Genomic DNA, 16,233 nt, shown 5'->3' on the forward strand with positions numbered 1-16,233 from the left:
ATTATAAAAATGTCGTTAGTGGTACAGAATTAGGTAAGAGGTGAATTATGTCGTTTAACATTGCACTCAGTGGCATTGCTGCCGCGCAGAAAGACTTAAATACAACAGCAAATAATATTGCGAACGTTAACACTATCGGTTTTAAAGAGTCGCGAGCAGAATTTGCTGACGTTTATGCTAATTCTATTTTCTCTAATGGTAAGACAGCAGTGGGTGGCGGGGTAACCACGACCCAAGTGGCGCAGCAATTCTCTCAAGGCAGCCTGCAATTTACCAGTAATGCATTAGATTTGGCGATTAGTGGTGGTGGCTTTTTTGTCACTTCTGCCAATATCGATACCTCTCAAGATCAATCTTTTTCACGAGCTGGTGCATTTAAAGTTGATTCAAATAATTACATGGTGGACTCGGCAGGTAATTTTTTGCAAGCATTCCCAGTGGATGAAACTGGTAGCTCAACCTCAGTGAGCTTAACAACCACCAAACCTGTGAAAATACCTGATACTGCAGGTAGTCCGGTAAAAACAAGCTCTATTGGCATGCAGATGAATTTAAACTCAGGTGACAAGGTGTTAGATCCAGCAGCATTCGATCCAACAGATTCTAAAACATTCAATAAGTTAACGTCTGTAACTATGTTTGATTCATTAGGTGAATCTCATGTTATGACCAGCTACTTTGTGAAACCCACCAATGGCTCATATACAGGTGAAAGTAACTGGGTTGTCTTCTATGCTGTAGATGGTAAACAGGTTGACCTTGCTGGGACTGATGTTGGTACCTATCAGACAGATACCGATGGCGATCGTATCGCTGATACGCCACAGCTCGCTCAAACGGCTGGTGGCTGGCGTGGATCTGTGCTTAAGTTTAATGATGTAGGCGCCTATACTGGCAGCGATCCAGCAGTACTAACCACTGAGGCCTTAGGGTTACCTGGCGCAGGTATTTTAGGCCCAGGCGCCGATGGTACCCAAACACTGAGTATCGCGTTTAATAACCCCACTCAATACTCATCAAACTTTGAAGTGACAGAGCTTACCCAAAACGGCACTACAGTTGGCCGCTTAACTAACGTCTCCATTGGCTCCGATGGACTGGTGATCGCTAAGTACAGTAACGGCTCTACAGTGCCACTAGCTCGAGTAGCCTTAGTGCGTTTTGCCAACGAGCAAGGGTTGACTCAGGTGGGAAATACCTCTTGGAAAGCCAGCTTAGATTCAGGCCCGGCGCTTGCGGGTGAAGCTAATAGCGGCACATTTGGTAGCATTCGTTCATCAGCTTTAGAGCAGTCGAATGTTGATTTGACCACAGAGCTTGTAGATTTAATCTCTGCTCAGCGTAACTTTCAGGCGAACTCGAGAACCTTAGAAGTGAATAATACCTTGCAGCAAACCATACTGCAGATCCGCTAACCTTATTCAGAGGTTAACTTTAGGAGCGGCTCAGGACACTGAGTCGCTCTTTTTTTCTAATTGTCTTCTCATCTGCTCTCTGTAGCCAACCTCAGTTGTTATTTCTCTGCTTTCTTAATAAAACCTAAACTTGGCACAATGTTTGCTTTTATCTTGTTATCACCCTTTCACTGCAAAAACTTGACGGAGCAACAGATGGACAAATTTCTTTATGTTGCCATGAGCGGCGCTAAACAAAACATGAGCGCACTTGCGGTACGAGCCAATAACTTGGCCAACGCCAACACCGATGGTTTTAAGTCTGATTTAACTCAGGCCCGCTCTATGCAGGCCTTTGGTGAAGGTTTGCCCTCTCGTGTCTTTGCGATGACAGAAATAGCCACCTCAGATTTTAAAGCTGGCGCCCTGAAAACCACCGGCCGTGATCTTGATATCGCGGTCAAAGGTGATGGCTGGATAGCCGTACAGGCTCCCGATGGTTCAGAAGCTTACACTCGCTCTGGTGGACTTAAATTTGACAATACGGGTTTGCTACTTAATAGCCGCAATAACCCTGTCATGGGCAATTCAGGTCCTATCGTCTTGCCTTTGCCCATTGATAAATTACAAATATCACCGGATGGGATCATTTCAATCCGACCACAAGGCGCCACTGCGGAGGTTATCGAAGAGGTGGCTCGCATCAAGCTAGTTAATCCTGATAACTCACAAATGATGCGTGGTGAAGATGGACTTTTTCGCCTGACCTCAGGGGACGTGGCGGCAAAAGATCCCAGCGTGCAAGTTGAAAGTGGTGCCATTGAAGCAAGCAATGTCAACCCAGTTGAAGAAATGGTGGCGTTAATCAGTATCCAACGTCAGTACGAAATGCAAGTGAAGATGATGAAAACGGCTGAAGAAACCGATCAAGCGTCTTCATCATTAATGCGAATTGGTTAGGAGTATAGATTATGCATCCCGCACTCTGGATTAGTAAAACCGGCCTTGATGCCCAGCAAACTGATATTTCAGTTATTTCTAACAACGTGGCGAATGCCAGTACCATTGGTTACAAGAAAAGCCGCGCTGTGTTTGAGGATTTACTTTATCAAACGGTAAATCAAGCCGGTGGGATCAGCGCCGACAATACCAAATTGCCTAATGGTTTAAATATAGGTGCGGGTACCAAAGTCGTGGCAACACAGAAAATGTTTAGCCAAGGCAATATGCTGACCACGGACAACTCATTAGATTTAATGATTGAAGGTCCAGGATTTTTTGAAGTTCAGTTACCCGATGGTACACCCGCGTACACTCGAAATGGTCAGTTTAGTTTGGATGATACCGGGCAAATAGTGACGCCAGGTTCTGGCTACGTGCTGCAACCTGCGATTACCATCCCGGAAAATGCCACAGGTATTACGGTATCTGCTGGTGGTGAAGTCTCAGTTAAAATCCCAGGAACTGCAGAGAGCCAAGTTATCGGCCAGATAACAATGACGGACTTTATTAATCCATCGGGCCTTGATCCTCTTGGGCAGAATCTATACACGGAAACCGGGGCCAGTGGTACGCCCATTCAAGGTACCGCTTCTCTAGATGGCTTAGGTGCTATTAGGCAAGGCGCTCTTGAGACTTCCAATGTGAATGTCACTGAAGAGTTAGTTAATTTGATCCAAAGTCAGCGAATTTATGAAATGAATTCAAAAGTTATTTCGGCCGTTGATCAGATGCTTGCATATATTAATCAGAATTTGTAGGGGAAATGTTATGAATAAATACATAATGTTACTTATGGTTTCTCTGCTTAGTGCTTGTAGCTCTACGCCGAGAAAGCCCATTCCTGATGATCCTTTCTATGCACCTGTGTATCCGGATGCACCGGCCACACAGACGGCGGCGACCGGCTCTATTTTCTTAGATTCGCAAGCCTCTAGTTTGTACTCTGATATCCGTGCTCACAAAATTGGCGACATTATTACTGTGGTGTTGATGGAATCGACCCAAGCGAAAAAAAGTGCCACTAATGACATTAAGAAAGGCTCAGATATGAGCATGGACCCGCTGTTTGCTGGGGGAGGCAATGTCACTATCAAGGGCGTGCCACTGGATCTTAAATACAAGGATGCCTACAACACAAAGCGAGAGTCAGACGCAGATCAAAGCAACAGTTTAGCGGGGAGTATCTCGGCTAACGTAATGCAAGTGCTGAGTAATGGCAACTTGGTTATCCGCGGAGAAAAGTGGATATCTATCAATAATGGCGATGAATTTATTCGGGTGACCGGCATAGTTCGTAGCCAAGATATTAAGCCCGATAACACCATAGAGTCTGTGCGAGTTGCGAATGCGCGCATTCAATATAGTGGCACTGGGACATTTGCTGACGCACAGAAAGTGGGTTGGCTTGGGCAATTTTTCCTCGGTGAATGGTGGCCCTTTTAGGAGTGTATAGCATGAAAATCAAGTCGATATTCTTTTTGGCCGCCGTAACGTCAATGATGCTATCCATGCCAATTCAGGCGCAGCGTATTAAAGACATGGCCAATGTGCAGGGGGTTCGTAGTAATCAACTCATAGGTTATGGCTTAGTGGTCGGCCTGCCTGGAACGGGCGAGAAAACCCGTTACACAGAGCAAACCTTTAGAACCATGTTGAAAAATTTTGGCATTAATTTACCCGATTCAGTCAGGCCCAACTCTAAAAATGTCGCCGTTGTGGCGGTCCATGCTGAAATGCCGGCGTTTATTAAACCGGGTCAAAATCTTGACGTCACAGTCTCCAGTTTAGGTGAAGCCAAGAGCTTACGTGGCGGTACATTATTACAGACCTTCATGAAAGGTGTGGATGGCAATGTGTATGCTATCGCCCAAGGTAGTTTAGTGGTCAGTGGCTTTAGCGCTGAGGGGTTAGATGGCTCGCGGGTCATTCAGAATACCCCAACCGTTGGACGTATTCCTAATGGCGCAATTATAGAACGCAGTGTGCCAAGTCCCTTTGCTAGTGGCGATCATTTGACGTTTAATTTACATCGCGCCGACTTTTCTACAGCTAAAAATATGGTTGATGCCATCAATGACTTGTTAGGCCCTGGCATGGCAAAAGCCATAGATGCAAGCTCAATTCAAGTCAGTGCGCCAAGGGATGCATCCCAGCGGGTGTCTTACTTAGCGACCCTTGAAAATATCGAAGTGACCATTGCAGACGAGTCAGCCAAAGTGATAGTTAATTCACGCACTGGCACCATAGTGGTTGGGCAGAATGTGCAATTACTGCCAGCTGCGGTGACCCATGGCGGCTTGACGGTAACGATTGCTGAATCGACACAAGTGACTCAGCCCAATGCCTTGGCGGGGGGAGAAACAGCAGTTACAGCCAATAGCACTATTGACGTGGCAGAGCAGGATCGCCGCATGTTTATGTTCAGTCCTGGCACCACCTTAGATGAGCTCGTCAGAGCGGTAAACTTAGTGGGTGCAGCGCCATCAGATGTATTAGCAATCCTAGAAGCGTTAAAGATGGCAGGGGCTTTGCATGGTGAACTTATCATCATCTAACTTTTGTCGGTGTCATCATGGAAAAGCTGTCAAATTCATCGCACTTTCTGGATCTAGGGGGACTGGATTCACTCCGTGTTCAGGCTCAGAAAGACGAGAAGGGCACGCTTAGAGAGGCGGCTAAACAGTTCGAAGGTATTTTTATCCAAATGCTAATGAAGAGCATGCGTGATGCCAATGCCGCCTTTAAATCTGACAGTCCGATGAACAGTCAAACCACAGAGTTTTTCGAGCAGATGCGCGATCAGCAAATGTCGGTCGATTTATCCAATAAAGGCATGCTGGGTCTTGCCGATCTTATGGTGCAGCAGTTGTCCCCCGATGAAAGCCCAATAACGCCCGCTTCAGTGCTGCGGGGGGGGCTGGAGTCTAAAGTCGCGCCAAGCATGTTTGTGGATAAGGACACCCTGAACAGTACCCCGGTGATTTCCTTGGATGAGATAGCATCATCTCATCATGCGTTAGCGTCTCCTTTGGATGATGTCGCCAATTCAACAGCGCAAGTTAAACCCTTTGAGAGCGCTGCAAGTACTCAACCTCAGTTACAGCAGGTTGAACAGGTGCTAAGGGGAGAAGTCTCCAGCGGCAAGTCCTTGCCACAATCAAAAAATATTGCCGCTAATGCTGCTTTTACTGGGCCTGAACATTTTGTTTCCATGCTTTACCCCCATGCAGAAAAAGCCGCCAAAGCCTTAGGTACCACCCCTGAAGTATTGATAGCCCAATCAGCATTGGAAACCGGCTGGGGCAAGAAAATGATAAGACGCAATGATGGCACCATAAGTAACAATTTATTCAATATCAAAGCTGATAAGCGCTGGGGGGGTAATAAAACCACAGTCAGCACCTTAGAATTTGAGAAAGGCATAGCAGTGAAGCAAAAGGCTGATTTTCGTATGTACGATAACTTGGAGCAGAGCTTTAAAGATTTCGTGTCATTTCTTGAAGATGGTGAGCGCTACCAAGAAGCCCGTAAAGTGGCCAGTGAACCGGTTAAATTTATTCATGCACTGCAAAAAGCGGGTTATGCCACAGATCCACATTATGCCAAAAAGGTGCTTCAAGTCATGGAATCTGTAACTGACGGACTTAAGTCTGTGTTAGTAGGGGAGAATAAATAATGACTATCAACTTACTCAATATTGCTCGCACAGGCGTATTGGCATCACAAGCTCAGCTTGGTGTGACCAGTAATAACATTGCCAATGCTAACACCGAAGGTTACCACAGACAGGTTGCTCAGCAAGGTACCACAGATCCGCAAATGTTAGGCGGTAACTATTACGGTACAGGCACCTATGTCTCAGATGTAAAGAGAATATATAACGATTATGCCGCCAGAGAATTACGTATAGGCCAGACGGCCAAGGGCGAAGCGCAAGCCACTTACGATAAAGTGAGTGAACTCGATCAGCTGTATTCAAAAGTCGGAAAAATAGTCCCCGAAAGCTTAAATGGCCTGTTTGCAAGTATGGATTCAGTTGCGAATACCCCAAGTGATATAGGCATAAGAGGCACAGCATTAAACTCAGCAGAGCAGCTTGCTAAAAGCATGAATCAGATGCAGACCCATCTTGACGGTCAAATTAAGCAGACGAATAGCCAAATTACTGCCATCACTAATCGAATTTCGGATATTAGCAAAGAGATTGGCACCATTAACTTAGAGTTGATGAAGTCCGGTGAGAAGGATTCTCAGTTGCTAGACAGGCAAGATCAACTCATTCAAGAATTGAGCGAATATGCTCAAGTGAATGTCATCCCTCTAAGTACAGGGGCTAAAAGCATCATGCTTGGTGGCTCTGTGATGTTAGTGTCTGGTGAAGTGTCGATGAAAATGGGCACGACAGTGGGCGATCCATTTCCTAATGAGCCGCGGCTAACGACGACAGTGGGCAGTCAATCTCTTAATGTTGATCCATCCAGCATTGGCGGTAAGCTTGCGTCACTGTACAACTTTGTTGAAAACACTTTAGTTCCAGCCAGCCAAGAACTGGGGCAATTAGCCTTAGGAATAGCCGATACCTTTAATCAAGCACAGCGAGATGGTTTTGATTTAACAGGGCAAGTCGGCGGCCGGATTTTTACTGACATTAATGATGCCAGTATGTCTGCCGGCCGGGTAGGTGAGTTCTCAACAAATACAGGTAATGCCAAACTAAGAGCCAATATTGAGTCAGTGTCGGCGTTAACAGGCAGTAATTATGAACTTAAATATACTGCCCCTGCCACTTATGAACTAACTGATGAGAAAACTGGCCAAGTTCAAGCATTGACACTGAACGTGGGCGCAGGCCGTCTTGAAGGCGGTGATGGATTTCATATATATATCGATTCAGGTGCATTTGCCAATGGCGATCGCTTTGAAATAAGGCCTAATGCCGGAGCAGCGGCTGGGCTTAAAACCGTGATGACAGATAGTAAAGGCTTAGCGGCAGCAAGCGCTAACATCACAGCAGATGCTGCCAACTCAGGTAACACCCAAGTCAAAATGTTGTCGGTGAGCAATCGCAGCGCCGCTAATTTCCCCGTCACAGGGCAAGAGCTCACCTTTGAAATTAATACTGCGGCAAGCACTTTTGAAGCCTTCGATGCAACGGGGGCCTCGCTAGGGGTTACACCTTATGTCGCACCGACTATTACGGCATTTGGTTTTAGCTTTGAAGTGAAAAGTACCGCTGCGGCCACGGACAGATTCACTTTCGATTTATCCTTTGCCCCAGGGGACAACACCAATGCGGTTGCCATGGGGAAATTAGCCGAAACTAAATTAATGAATGGCGGCTCGTCCACCCTCAATGATGTATTTGAGCAGACAAAACTGAGTATTGGCGGTAAGACAAAATCGGCAGCAGTGGCGCTAGGCTCAGCAGACGCTGTCTACCAACAGGCTTATGACAGAGTGCAAAGCGAGTCGGGGGTCAATTTAGATGAAGAAGCGGCGAATTTACTGAAATTCCAGCAGGCTTACCAAGCCTCAGCTCGCATTATGACGACGGCGCAGCAAATCTTTGACACTTTATTTAATTCAGTTCGATAGGAGGATGACATCATGAGAATTTCTACCGGACAAATGTTCCAGCAAAATACTAAGAGCATTCTAAATAATCAATCAGCGGCCAATAAAACCCTTCAGCAGTTGGCATCTGGTAAGCGAGTCAATACTGCGGGGGACGATCCCGTCGCCTCGATAGCAATAGATAACTTAAGTCAAAAGAATGTTCAAGTGAGTCAATACATAAAGAATATTGATTATGCAAAAAATCACCTTTCAATTGCAGAAAGTAAACTTGGAAGTGCTGATAGTTTGATGACCACAATGCGAGGTCAATTTCTGCAAGGTATTAACGGCAGTTTGACTGCTGCCGATCGGCAAATAATTGCCGATGAAATGAAATCTAATTTGAAAGAGTTGTTAGCCATAGCAAACAGTCAAGATGAGTCTGGAAATTATCTATTTTCGGGCTTTAAAATTAACTCAAAACCTTTTGCATTCGATACATCAGGGGCAATGGTTTACAGCGGCGACAGTGGACAACGGACATCCAATGTGTCTACCCAAGTGCAAATTGGTATTAATGCGCCGGGGGATAGTGCTTTTATGAAAGCACCTAATGCTATGGGGGATTATGGTGTCAATTATCTGGCTAGTCAGCAAGGGGACTTCACCGTTGATAGTGCGAAAATAGTTAGTGCAGGGTCTCATGTTCCTGATACTTATACATTTAATTTCATTCCCAATGCACCCGGTGTTGATCTACAGGTGTTGAATTCTTCGGCTGCAATTGTCGCAACAGTGGTTAACTTTGACGCAAACACTCCTGTTAATTTTAATGGCATCGAAGTGAAGTTGTCAGGCATACCTGTCTCTGGAGATAGCTTTACCATGCAGCCTCTTAATGAGGTTAGCATTTTTGATAGCCTTAATCAGGCGATAACCTTGCTGGAAGACCCCAGTGCAGCAAATAGCCCACAAGGGAAGTCTAAGTTGGCACAATTGTTGAATGATATTGATAGTGGTCAAAATCAAGTCAGCATAGCTCGCAGTAATACTGGCACTGGTTTAAAAAGTTTAGAAAGCATAAGTGCAAGTCATGATGAAGAGCAGATTGTGAACCAAAGCGCATTATCGCTGTTAGAAGACTTAGATTATTCTGCAGCGATTACTGAATATGAAAAGCAGAAGCTGGCCCTTAACGCAGTATCGAGTGTATTCAGTAAAGTCGGGTCGACATCCTTATTCGACTTTATTTGATGAAGGATAGCGGTCGAATACGAACAACTTAATTGTACCAATTAGCCAAGCTCCGAGTCTTGGCAACAACACTGGGAAGAGGAAATTAACATGGCTATTACAGTTAATACTAACGTAACGTCAATGAAAGCACAGAAGAATCTGAATATATCAAGTGGTGGTCTAGCTACTTCGATGGAGAGATTGTCTTCAGGCTTGAGAATTAATAGTGCTAAAGATGATGCTGCTGGTCTGGCCATTTCAAACCGCTTGAACTCACAAGTTCGTGGTTTGGATGTGGGCATGCGAAACGCCAATGATGCAATTTCAATTGCACAGATTGCAGAAGGCGCGATGCAAGAGCAGACTAATATGCTACAACGCATGCGTGATCTAGCTATTCAATCGGAAAACGGCGCTAATAGTGCTGATGATTTAACTGCATTAAAAGCTGAAATGGATCAGTTGGTTACAGAAATAACGGCAATAGGTAACAGTACTGCGTTTGGTAATACCAAACTAATGACTGGAACATTCTCGACGGGTAAACTATTCCAAGTAGGGCATCAAGAAGGGGAAGATGTTACTGTTAAAGTTAACACTAACAATGCAACGTCCTTATCAGTGGGAGCATTAACAGTACTAACCTCTGCGGGGCGAAATTCTGCTCTGACTAAAATTGATGCAGCCATTAAAAAAATTGATACACAAAGAGCAGAATTAGGTGCGGTTCAAAATAGACTGTCACATAATATCAGCAACAGTGCCAATACTCAGGCTAACGTAGCAGATGCAAAAAGTCGCATTGTAGATGTAGATTTTGCAAAAGAAACTGCGACGATGACTAAGAATCAGGTTCTACAGCAAACAGGTTCAGCCATGCTAGCGCAAGCAAATCAACTTCCCCAAATAGCATTGTCTTTATTGGGTTAGGCTTTATATAGCATAATCTTGTAACTTCCCAGTTCTTATCCACCTGTAATTGTGTTGCAGGTGGATAGGTCGCTTGTTGAAAGTGAGATACTCTTAGTTAGAACTTAAGAGTCGTTGATTAGCTTTTGGCTTAATGTATCGAAATGGTCGTTAATGAAAAACGCATAGTATGCCCACATTTTTCCTTCAGCCGCGTTAGTCACATTTTTAGTGTAATTTCCAGGCACTTTCCTGTCTTTTGCTACATTACGCCTTAACATTTGAGCCTGATAGTTTGGTTTTCTATTTACTTATTGCCCAATATTGCTATAGACATTCTGTGCCATGCATTGCTAAGTACCCATATTTGGTTCGTCGATAGTTTTTAAAGTATATAAATGGAGAGTGTAAGTTATTGTTTTTTAGTGTGTAAATATTTTTTTTAAAATGAGTTAAAAAAAAAGCTCAAGAAAGGTTGGCTCATGCCGTTACAAATAATGTAACAAACATGACCTGCCTGGCTTAACTTCTACCATTAAATTGGAAGTAAACAGGCGAAGTTTAAAGCCAGGTACATAAAGAGGAATCAATTATGGCTATCACAGTAAACACCAACGTAACATCGTTGAAAGCACAGAAAAATTTAAATATCTCAAATAGTGGTTTAGCTACTTCGATGGAACGTTTATCTAGTGGTATGCGTATTAACGGCGCCAAAGATGATGCCGCAGGTCTTGCAATTTCTAACCGCTTGAACAGTCAGGTTCGTGGTTTAGAAGTCGGTATGCGAAACGCAAATGATGCCATATCGATTGCACAGATTTCAGAAGGTGCAATGCAAGAACAAACTAACATGCTACAACGTATGCGTGATCTTGCACTTCAAGCTGAAAACGGTTCGAACAGTGCTGACGATTTAACCGCTTTGAAAGCTGAAATGGATGATTTAGCACTAGAGATTACCTCTATCGGTACAACCACTGCTTTTGGTAGCACTAAATTAATGACGGGAACATTTTCTGCTGGTAAATTGTTCCAAGTGGGACATCAAGAAGGTGAAGATGTGACCATCAAAGTTAAGAAAACAGATGCAACGGCTTTGTCTGTTAATGCCTTAACAGTATTGACTTCTGCGGGCCGTAACTCTGCGATTACTAAAATTGATGCAGCCATTAAAACTATTGATACTCAAAGGGCTACTTTAGGTGCGGTGCAAAACCGTCTTGCTCATAACATTAGTAATAGTGCCAACACCCAAGCGAACGTCGCGGATGCTAAGAGCCGTATTGTCGATGTGGATTTTGCTAAAGAAACATCACAGATGACTAAAAACCAAGTGTTACAACAAACGGGTTCTGCCATGTTAGCTCAGGCTAACCAAATACCACAGATAGCACTGTCACTGTTATAATCAGAGGCATCATTTAGATAGACTGAATAAAGGGAGGTTCGGAAACGGATCTCCCTTTCGCCTTAAAGGTCCACATATTACTTGAGAGCTATTGGTTGTGAGTAATTGAGTTGTTAAGGTTAATAACGGAATAACTCTGAACTATACTGGTAAGTAGCTCTGCATTTAGTCTAGTTGCTTTGGTTTGAGAGGTGTGAGATGGATATAGGTATAAGTACCGCTAATGTGGCGGCAAAAATAGATGTTGTTAAATCTGAAACTGTTAAAACAGAGCTAAATGTAACACCTTTAGCGGCACAACAAAGTGATAAAACAGAGTTAACACGTATTTCTAGCATTCAAGCTGTGAGTAACACGACACTAGAAGAGTCAGAAAAAAAGCTAGCACCAGAGGCTGATCTGAATAAAATAGCAGAAGAGTTGACTGACATGCTCTCTTTGATGCGCAAAGGTTTGACATTTTCAGTTGATGATGATTCAGGTCGGCAAGTTATTAGTGTTAAGGATATCGCATCAGGTGATTTGATAAGACAAATTCCCAGCGAAGAAGCGCTCAACTTAGCTGAAAAATTATCGGAATTTACAGGATTACTGACAAAGACTGAAGCTTGAAACATAGATTAAATTTTTGGATAAAACTTAATCTGGATATTGTATCGTTTTCCTCCTATTTTATGGCTAGGGCCAATAGGAATTATTTTAGTTAGTAGAGGTTATTATGGCATTAACGGCGACAGGTATTGGTTCTGGACTAGACATCAGTAATATAGTCAAAGTATTAGTTGATGCCGAGAAAGTTCCTAAAGAAGCAATTTTTAATAAAACAGAAGATTCTATTAAGGCAAAGGTGTCGGCTATAGGCACGTTAAAAAGTGAAATTTCAAAATTTCAAGATGCATTAAAAAAACTTCAATCAAGTGATACATTAAGTCAGCGGAAAATATCGACTGGCGACAGTAAATTTTTGACCGCCACTTCAACTTCATCTGCACAGAGCGGTAGCTATTCCGTACAAGTAGAACGCTTAGCGAAAGCGCATAAGGTGGGTGGTTCCTTCACTACCGACAGTGCCCAAACTGTTGGGGAGGGTAGCCTTGGATTTACTGTTAACGGCAAAGCTTTCGCAGTGGCCGTAGCTGCCACAGATTCGTTAAGTCAAATCGCATCTAATATTAATGCCGCCAGCGATAACTCGGGTGTTACTGCCACGGTAGTCACCAGCGATAGTGGTAGTCGTTTAGTGTTCAGTGCTAGTAAAGAGGGACCTGATAACCAAATAGCATTGACCGCCACTGATACCACTGGAACAGGTTTAAATGACATGTTTGGTGGTGCAAATCTTACTACTTTGCAAACGGCACAAACCTCGCTTCTCCACATAGACGGCCAGGCAGTCACTTCACAGACGAATGAAGTTGTGAATGCTATAGAAGGGGTGACATTAAAGCTTACTTCCGCCGATCTCAGTTCGACGACAACCTTATCAATTAGTCAAGATGATTCAGCGGTGAAAGAAAATATAAAAGGTTTTGTTGATTCTTATAATGCCTTATTAACTTCTATTGATAAATTGTCTTCCTATGATGCGAAAACAAAAGTCTCGGGCGCATTGCAAGGTGACTCAATGATACGTTCTTTGGAGTCGCAGCTGCGTAAAATGGTCAGTGAGCGTGTCACAGTCAATGGTAGTGAAACTGCACTTTATGAAATAGGATTAAAAACCGATCGAAGCGGTAAGCTTTCTATTGATGATACTAAATTAGCAGCCTCTATTAAAACGAATATGAACGGTATTCAATCATTATTCACCACTAAAGATACTGGGATAGCGAATCGATTTGCTGATTTAACAAAAAACTATGTTAAGGCCGGTGGCCTTATTGATGGACGTAGCCAAAGCTATACAGCATCTCAATCCCGTCTTACTGATGATCGAGAAGCATTTTCGCTTAAAATGACGCAGCTCCAAGCAAGATTATCAAAGCAGTTTAATGCAATGGACCTTATTGTTGGTAGTTTGAATCAACAGAGCTCCGGCTTGTCTGATAGACTAAAGTCTCTTCCTGGTTTGGTGCGTCGTTAGCATTCATAATGCATTTAAGGGGCCGAGTTTGAATGATAATTATGCTATTGCACTCGATGATATAAATAGTGAACTCACTAAAATACTACTTCAATTAGAGGTTACTCCTGCAGAGGATCAAGGGACAGAGCTTTTGGTATCAAATTTGCATGAGTTAGTTTTGCAGCGTCAAATTTGCTTAGATGAGCTCATCAAAAATGAATCAATTACTGATAGAGGTTATCTAGAAAAGCAATGGCAGTTAACTCAGACGTATCTGGATGAAGTCAAGAAAGCGATGCTGCATAGGCGTGATTTGCTTGTTTTGGGTCAAAAAAACCGTCGTCAAATCAATGTGTATAAAAATATAGATTCAAATAGGTAGGTATTTATGAGAAGTTCTTTGCAATCGTATCGAAAAGTATCATTAGATAATGAAATTTCGATCGCTTCACCTCATAGAGTTGTACAGTTGATGTTTGCTGGTGGGTTAGAACGTTTGGCTCAGAGCCGTTATGCAATAGAAAATAAAGATATGGCAAATAAAGGGATTTTTATTGGTAAAGCGATAGGGATCATTAATGGCCTAAATAATAGTTTAGATATGAATGCAGGTGGTGAAATCGCAAAAAATTTAAGTGACTTGTATGATTTTATGCTTAGAAAAATCACAGAAGCGAACATAAATAATGATGTAAAAGCGATAGATGATGTGTGTGATATATTACGAGAAATTAAAGAAGCTTGGGATGCCATCCCACAAGATAAGCACCATATATCTGCTCATTCTGAGAAAAACTAACTCATTTGACCTCCTATCTAAAGAGCCTTTTTAACGGGCTCTTTTGTATTTATCGTCATTTATTTGACGCTTCTGTGTGTAAAATCAGCAATTATGACCTAAAATTCACTGAGATCGTGATTAGCAACAACTGATGCTTGCTTCTCGCGCTTTGATAATACAATATTTACCTCATGTTAACTTTGCAGTCTCACTGATGATGTTTTTAACACAAGATGGTGTTAAACATAGCGTTCTCTGCAGCCGAGTTAAGCTATATTTGTTATTTTAAAGTGTTAAGTGAATTTTAAGCCTAAAACGGTTTTTTTGTGGTTTTTATCTTAGGCAGATCCACCTTAAACATGACAGTAGAAATGTTAATTTAACACCAATACGAGTTTCGGTCTTATCAATGATGCAAATAGAACAACGGATCCTAATCGTCGCCAGCCCCTCAGAGCGCATAACGCGTCTGTGCTGTATTTTCGAATTTCTAGGTGAACAGTGCGAGTTGATCGCTTCAGAGAAGCTTTCATCATTGACAGAGCACACCCGCTTTCGTGCGTTAGTGGTGGCTAATAAGCAGATGTCGCTTGATACGCTTAAGTCGCTGCAAAAAACCATACCTTGGCAACCTATATTATTACTCGATGGTGAGGATGAATTAGTTAGCGCTAACGTTCTTGGTAATATTGATGAGCCCTTCAATTACCCTCAGCTCACTGAATTGCTGCATTTTTGTCAGGTTTATGGCCAAGCAAAAAAACCACAAGTACCTACCAGTGTCAATCAAACTAAATTATTCAGAAGCCTCGTGGGACGCAGCGATGGTATTGCCCATGTGAGGCATCTCATTAATCAGGTCGCAAGTTCTGATGCCACTGTACTTATTTTGGGTCAATCAGGTACAGGCAATGAAGTGGTTGCCCGTAACATTCATTATTTATCTGAGCGTAGCGATGGGCCTTTTATTCCCGTCAATTGCGGTGCAATTCCAGCAGAGTTACTGGAAAGTGAATTGTTCGGCCATGAAAAGGGCTCTTTTACTGGCGCTATCTCTTCTCGTAAAGGTCGTTTCGAACTTGCCGAAGGCGGTACACTCTTTCTTGATGAAATTGGTGATATGCCAATGCAGATGCAGGTTAAATTACTGCGTGTTTTACAAGAGAAAGTATTCGAACGTGTGGGTGGTTCAAAAACCATTAGCACCAATGTGCGCGTAGTGGCGGCAACTCACAGAAATCTTGAATCCATGATAGTGGAAAATGAATTTCGTGAAGACTTATATTATCGTTTGAATGTATTCCCCATCGAAATGCCAGCGCTGAGCGAGCGCCGTGATGATGTGCCCTTGTTGTTGCAAGAGCTCGTTAGTCGTGTCTTCAACGAAGGCCGAGGTAAAGTGCGTTTTACCCAGCGCGCCATCGAATCACTTAAGGAACATAACTGGTCGGGTAACGTCCGAGAATTGTCAAACTTGGTGGAGCGTTTAACCATACTCTTCCCTGGCGGTTTAGTGGATGTTAACGATTTACCAAATAAATACCGTTATATTGATGTTCCTGAATACAGCGTGGAAATTGATGAAGAACAGCTCGAACGTGACGCGTTAGCTTCTATATTCAGCGATGAAGAGCCGGTAGAACTGCCTGAGACTCGATTCCCCTCAGAGCTTCCACCTGAAGGGGTTAATCTTAAAGATTTATTAGCTGAACTTGAGATTGATATGATCCGCCAAGCCTTAGAACAACAAGACAGTGTAGTTGCTAGAGCGGCTGAGATGCTGGGGATACGCAGAACGACCTTGGTAGAAAAAATGCGCAAATACGGTATGTCTAAAGATTAGCAACAGGCTGTGAAGATGTTTACTGCGTTAGCTTAA

Annotated in this window: 15 protein-coding genes; all 15 read left to right on the top strand. The window is 43.2% G+C overall.

All coding sequences use genetic code 11. The annotated features are described in order from the left end of the window. Positions 1–47: 47 nt before the first annotated feature. The 15 genes from flgE (at position 48) to SDEN_RS06875 (ending at position 16,197) form a co-directional block, all read left to right on the top strand. Positions 48–1,415, top strand: a complete 1,368-nt coding sequence (gene flgE / locus SDEN_RS06805) for a flagellar hook protein FlgE (protein ID WP_011495751.1) — start codon at positions 48–50, stop codon at positions 1,413–1,415. A 195-nt stretch (positions 1,416–1,610) separates the two neighbouring features. Beyond that, positions 1,611–2,354, top strand: coding sequence for a flagellar basal-body rod protein FlgF (gene flgF / locus SDEN_RS06810; RefSeq protein WP_011495752.1), 744 nt, complete (start codon positions 1,611–1,613; stop codon positions 2,352–2,354). 11 nt (positions 2,355–2,365) lie between these two features. Further along, positions 2,366–3,154 carry a flagellar basal-body rod protein FlgG gene (flgG, locus tag SDEN_RS06815; protein WP_011495753.1) on the top strand — a complete coding sequence of 263 codons (789 nt, stop codon included), beginning with the start codon at positions 2,366–2,368 and terminating at the stop codon, positions 3,152–3,154. Between the two features lie 10 nt (positions 3,155–3,164). Continuing rightward, entirely contained in the window at positions 3,165–3,839 is a 675-nt protein-coding gene (flgH, locus tag SDEN_RS06820; protein ID WP_011495754.1) for a flagellar basal body L-ring protein FlgH, read from the top strand. 11 nt (positions 3,840–3,850) lie between these two features. Further along, positions 3,851–4,951, top strand: coding sequence for a flagellar basal body P-ring protein FlgI (locus SDEN_RS06825; protein ID WP_011495755.1), 1,101 nt, complete (start codon positions 3,851–3,853; stop codon positions 4,949–4,951). Between the two features lie 17 nt (positions 4,952–4,968). Next, positions 4,969–6,072: a flagellar assembly peptidoglycan hydrolase FlgJ gene (flgJ, locus tag SDEN_RS06830; protein WP_011495756.1), complete on the top strand. Its 1,104-nt coding sequence runs from the start codon at positions 4,969–4,971 to the stop codon at positions 6,070–6,072. Beyond that, positions 6,072–7,991 carry a flagellar hook-associated protein FlgK gene (gene flgK / locus SDEN_RS06835; RefSeq protein ID WP_011495757.1) on the top strand — a complete coding sequence of 640 codons (1,920 nt, stop codon included), beginning with the start codon at positions 6,072–6,074 and terminating at the stop codon, positions 7,989–7,991. The genes flgJ and flgK overlap by 1 nt, the downstream gene beginning before the upstream one ends. A 12-nt stretch (positions 7,992–8,003) precedes the next feature. Further along, positions 8,004–9,206, top strand: coding sequence for a flagellar hook-associated protein FlgL (flgL, locus tag SDEN_RS06840; protein WP_011495758.1), 1,203 nt, complete (start codon positions 8,004–8,006; stop codon positions 9,204–9,206). 90 nt (positions 9,207–9,296) lie between these two features. Then, positions 9,297–10,118, top strand: coding sequence for a flagellin (locus SDEN_RS06845; protein WP_011495759.1), 822 nt, complete (start codon positions 9,297–9,299; stop codon positions 10,116–10,118). A 571-nt stretch (positions 10,119–10,689) separates the two neighbouring features. Beyond that, entirely contained in the window at positions 10,690–11,508 is an 819-nt protein-coding gene (locus SDEN_RS06850) for a flagellin (protein ID WP_011495760.1), read from the top strand. A gap of 198 nt (positions 11,509–11,706) precedes the next feature. Beyond that, entirely contained in the window at positions 11,707–12,120 is a 414-nt protein-coding gene (locus tag SDEN_RS06855) for a flagellar protein FlaG (protein WP_011495761.1), read from the top strand. Positions 12,121–12,226: 106 nt separating this feature from the next. Further along, a complete protein-coding gene (gene fliD, locus SDEN_RS06860; RefSeq protein ID WP_011495762.1) occupies positions 12,227–13,591 on the top strand; it encodes a flagellar filament capping protein FliD in 1,365 nt (454 codons plus the stop codon). Between the two features lie 28 nt (positions 13,592–13,619). Continuing rightward, positions 13,620–13,955 carry a hypothetical protein gene (locus tag SDEN_RS06865; protein ID WP_011495763.1) on the top strand — a complete coding sequence of 112 codons (336 nt, stop codon included), beginning with the start codon at positions 13,620–13,622 and terminating at the stop codon, positions 13,953–13,955. A gap of 6 nt (positions 13,956–13,961) precedes the next feature. Further along, the gene (fliS, locus tag SDEN_RS06870; RefSeq protein WP_011495764.1) at positions 13,962–14,372 is read left to right on the top strand and encodes a flagellar export chaperone FliS; all 411 of its coding nucleotides are present in this window, start codon (positions 13,962–13,964) and stop codon (positions 14,370–14,372) included. 391 nt (positions 14,373–14,763) lie between these two features. Further along, a complete protein-coding gene (locus SDEN_RS06875; protein WP_011495765.1) occupies positions 14,764–16,197 on the top strand; it encodes a sigma-54 dependent transcriptional regulator in 1,434 nt (477 codons plus the stop codon). The last annotated feature ends 36 nt before the right edge of the window (positions 16,198–16,233 follow it).

Source organism: Shewanella denitrificans OS217, from assembly GCF_000013765.1.
Taxonomy (GTDB): Bacteria; Pseudomonadota; Gammaproteobacteria; order Enterobacterales; family Shewanellaceae; genus Shewanella; species Shewanella denitrificans.

Coding starts and splice junctions, on each gene's coding strand:
- flgE (WP_011495751.1), top strand. CDS start 48: ATGTCGTTTAACATTGCACTCAGTGGCATTGCTGCCGCGCAGAAAGAC.
- flgF (WP_011495752.1), top strand. CDS start 1,611: ATGGACAAATTTCTTTATGTTGCCATGAGCGGCGCTAAACAAAACATG.
- flgG (WP_011495753.1), top strand. CDS start 2,366: ATGCATCCCGCACTCTGGATTAGTAAAACCGGCCTTGATGCCCAGCAA.
- flgH (WP_011495754.1), top strand. CDS start 3,165: ATGAATAAATACATAATGTTACTTATGGTTTCTCTGCTTAGTGCTTGT.
- SDEN_RS06825 (WP_011495755.1), top strand. CDS start 3,851: ATGAAAATCAAGTCGATATTCTTTTTGGCCGCCGTAACGTCAATGATG.
- flgJ (WP_011495756.1), top strand. CDS start 4,969: ATGGAAAAGCTGTCAAATTCATCGCACTTTCTGGATCTAGGGGGACTG.
- flgK (WP_011495757.1), top strand. CDS start 6,072: ATGACTATCAACTTACTCAATATTGCTCGCACAGGCGTATTGGCATCA.
- flgL (WP_011495758.1), top strand. CDS start 8,004: ATGAGAATTTCTACCGGACAAATGTTCCAGCAAAATACTAAGAGCATT.
- SDEN_RS06845 (WP_011495759.1), top strand. CDS start 9,297: ATGGCTATTACAGTTAATACTAACGTAACGTCAATGAAAGCACAGAAG.
- SDEN_RS06850 (WP_011495760.1), top strand. CDS start 10,690: ATGGCTATCACAGTAAACACCAACGTAACATCGTTGAAAGCACAGAAA.
- SDEN_RS06855 (WP_011495761.1), top strand. CDS start 11,707: ATGGATATAGGTATAAGTACCGCTAATGTGGCGGCAAAAATAGATGTT.
- fliD (WP_011495762.1), top strand. CDS start 12,227: ATGGCATTAACGGCGACAGGTATTGGTTCTGGACTAGACATCAGTAAT.
- fliS (WP_011495764.1), top strand. CDS start 13,962: ATGAGAAGTTCTTTGCAATCGTATCGAAAAGTATCATTAGATAATGAA.
- SDEN_RS06875 (WP_011495765.1), top strand. CDS start 14,764: ATGATGCAAATAGAACAACGGATCCTAATCGTCGCCAGCCCCTCAGAG.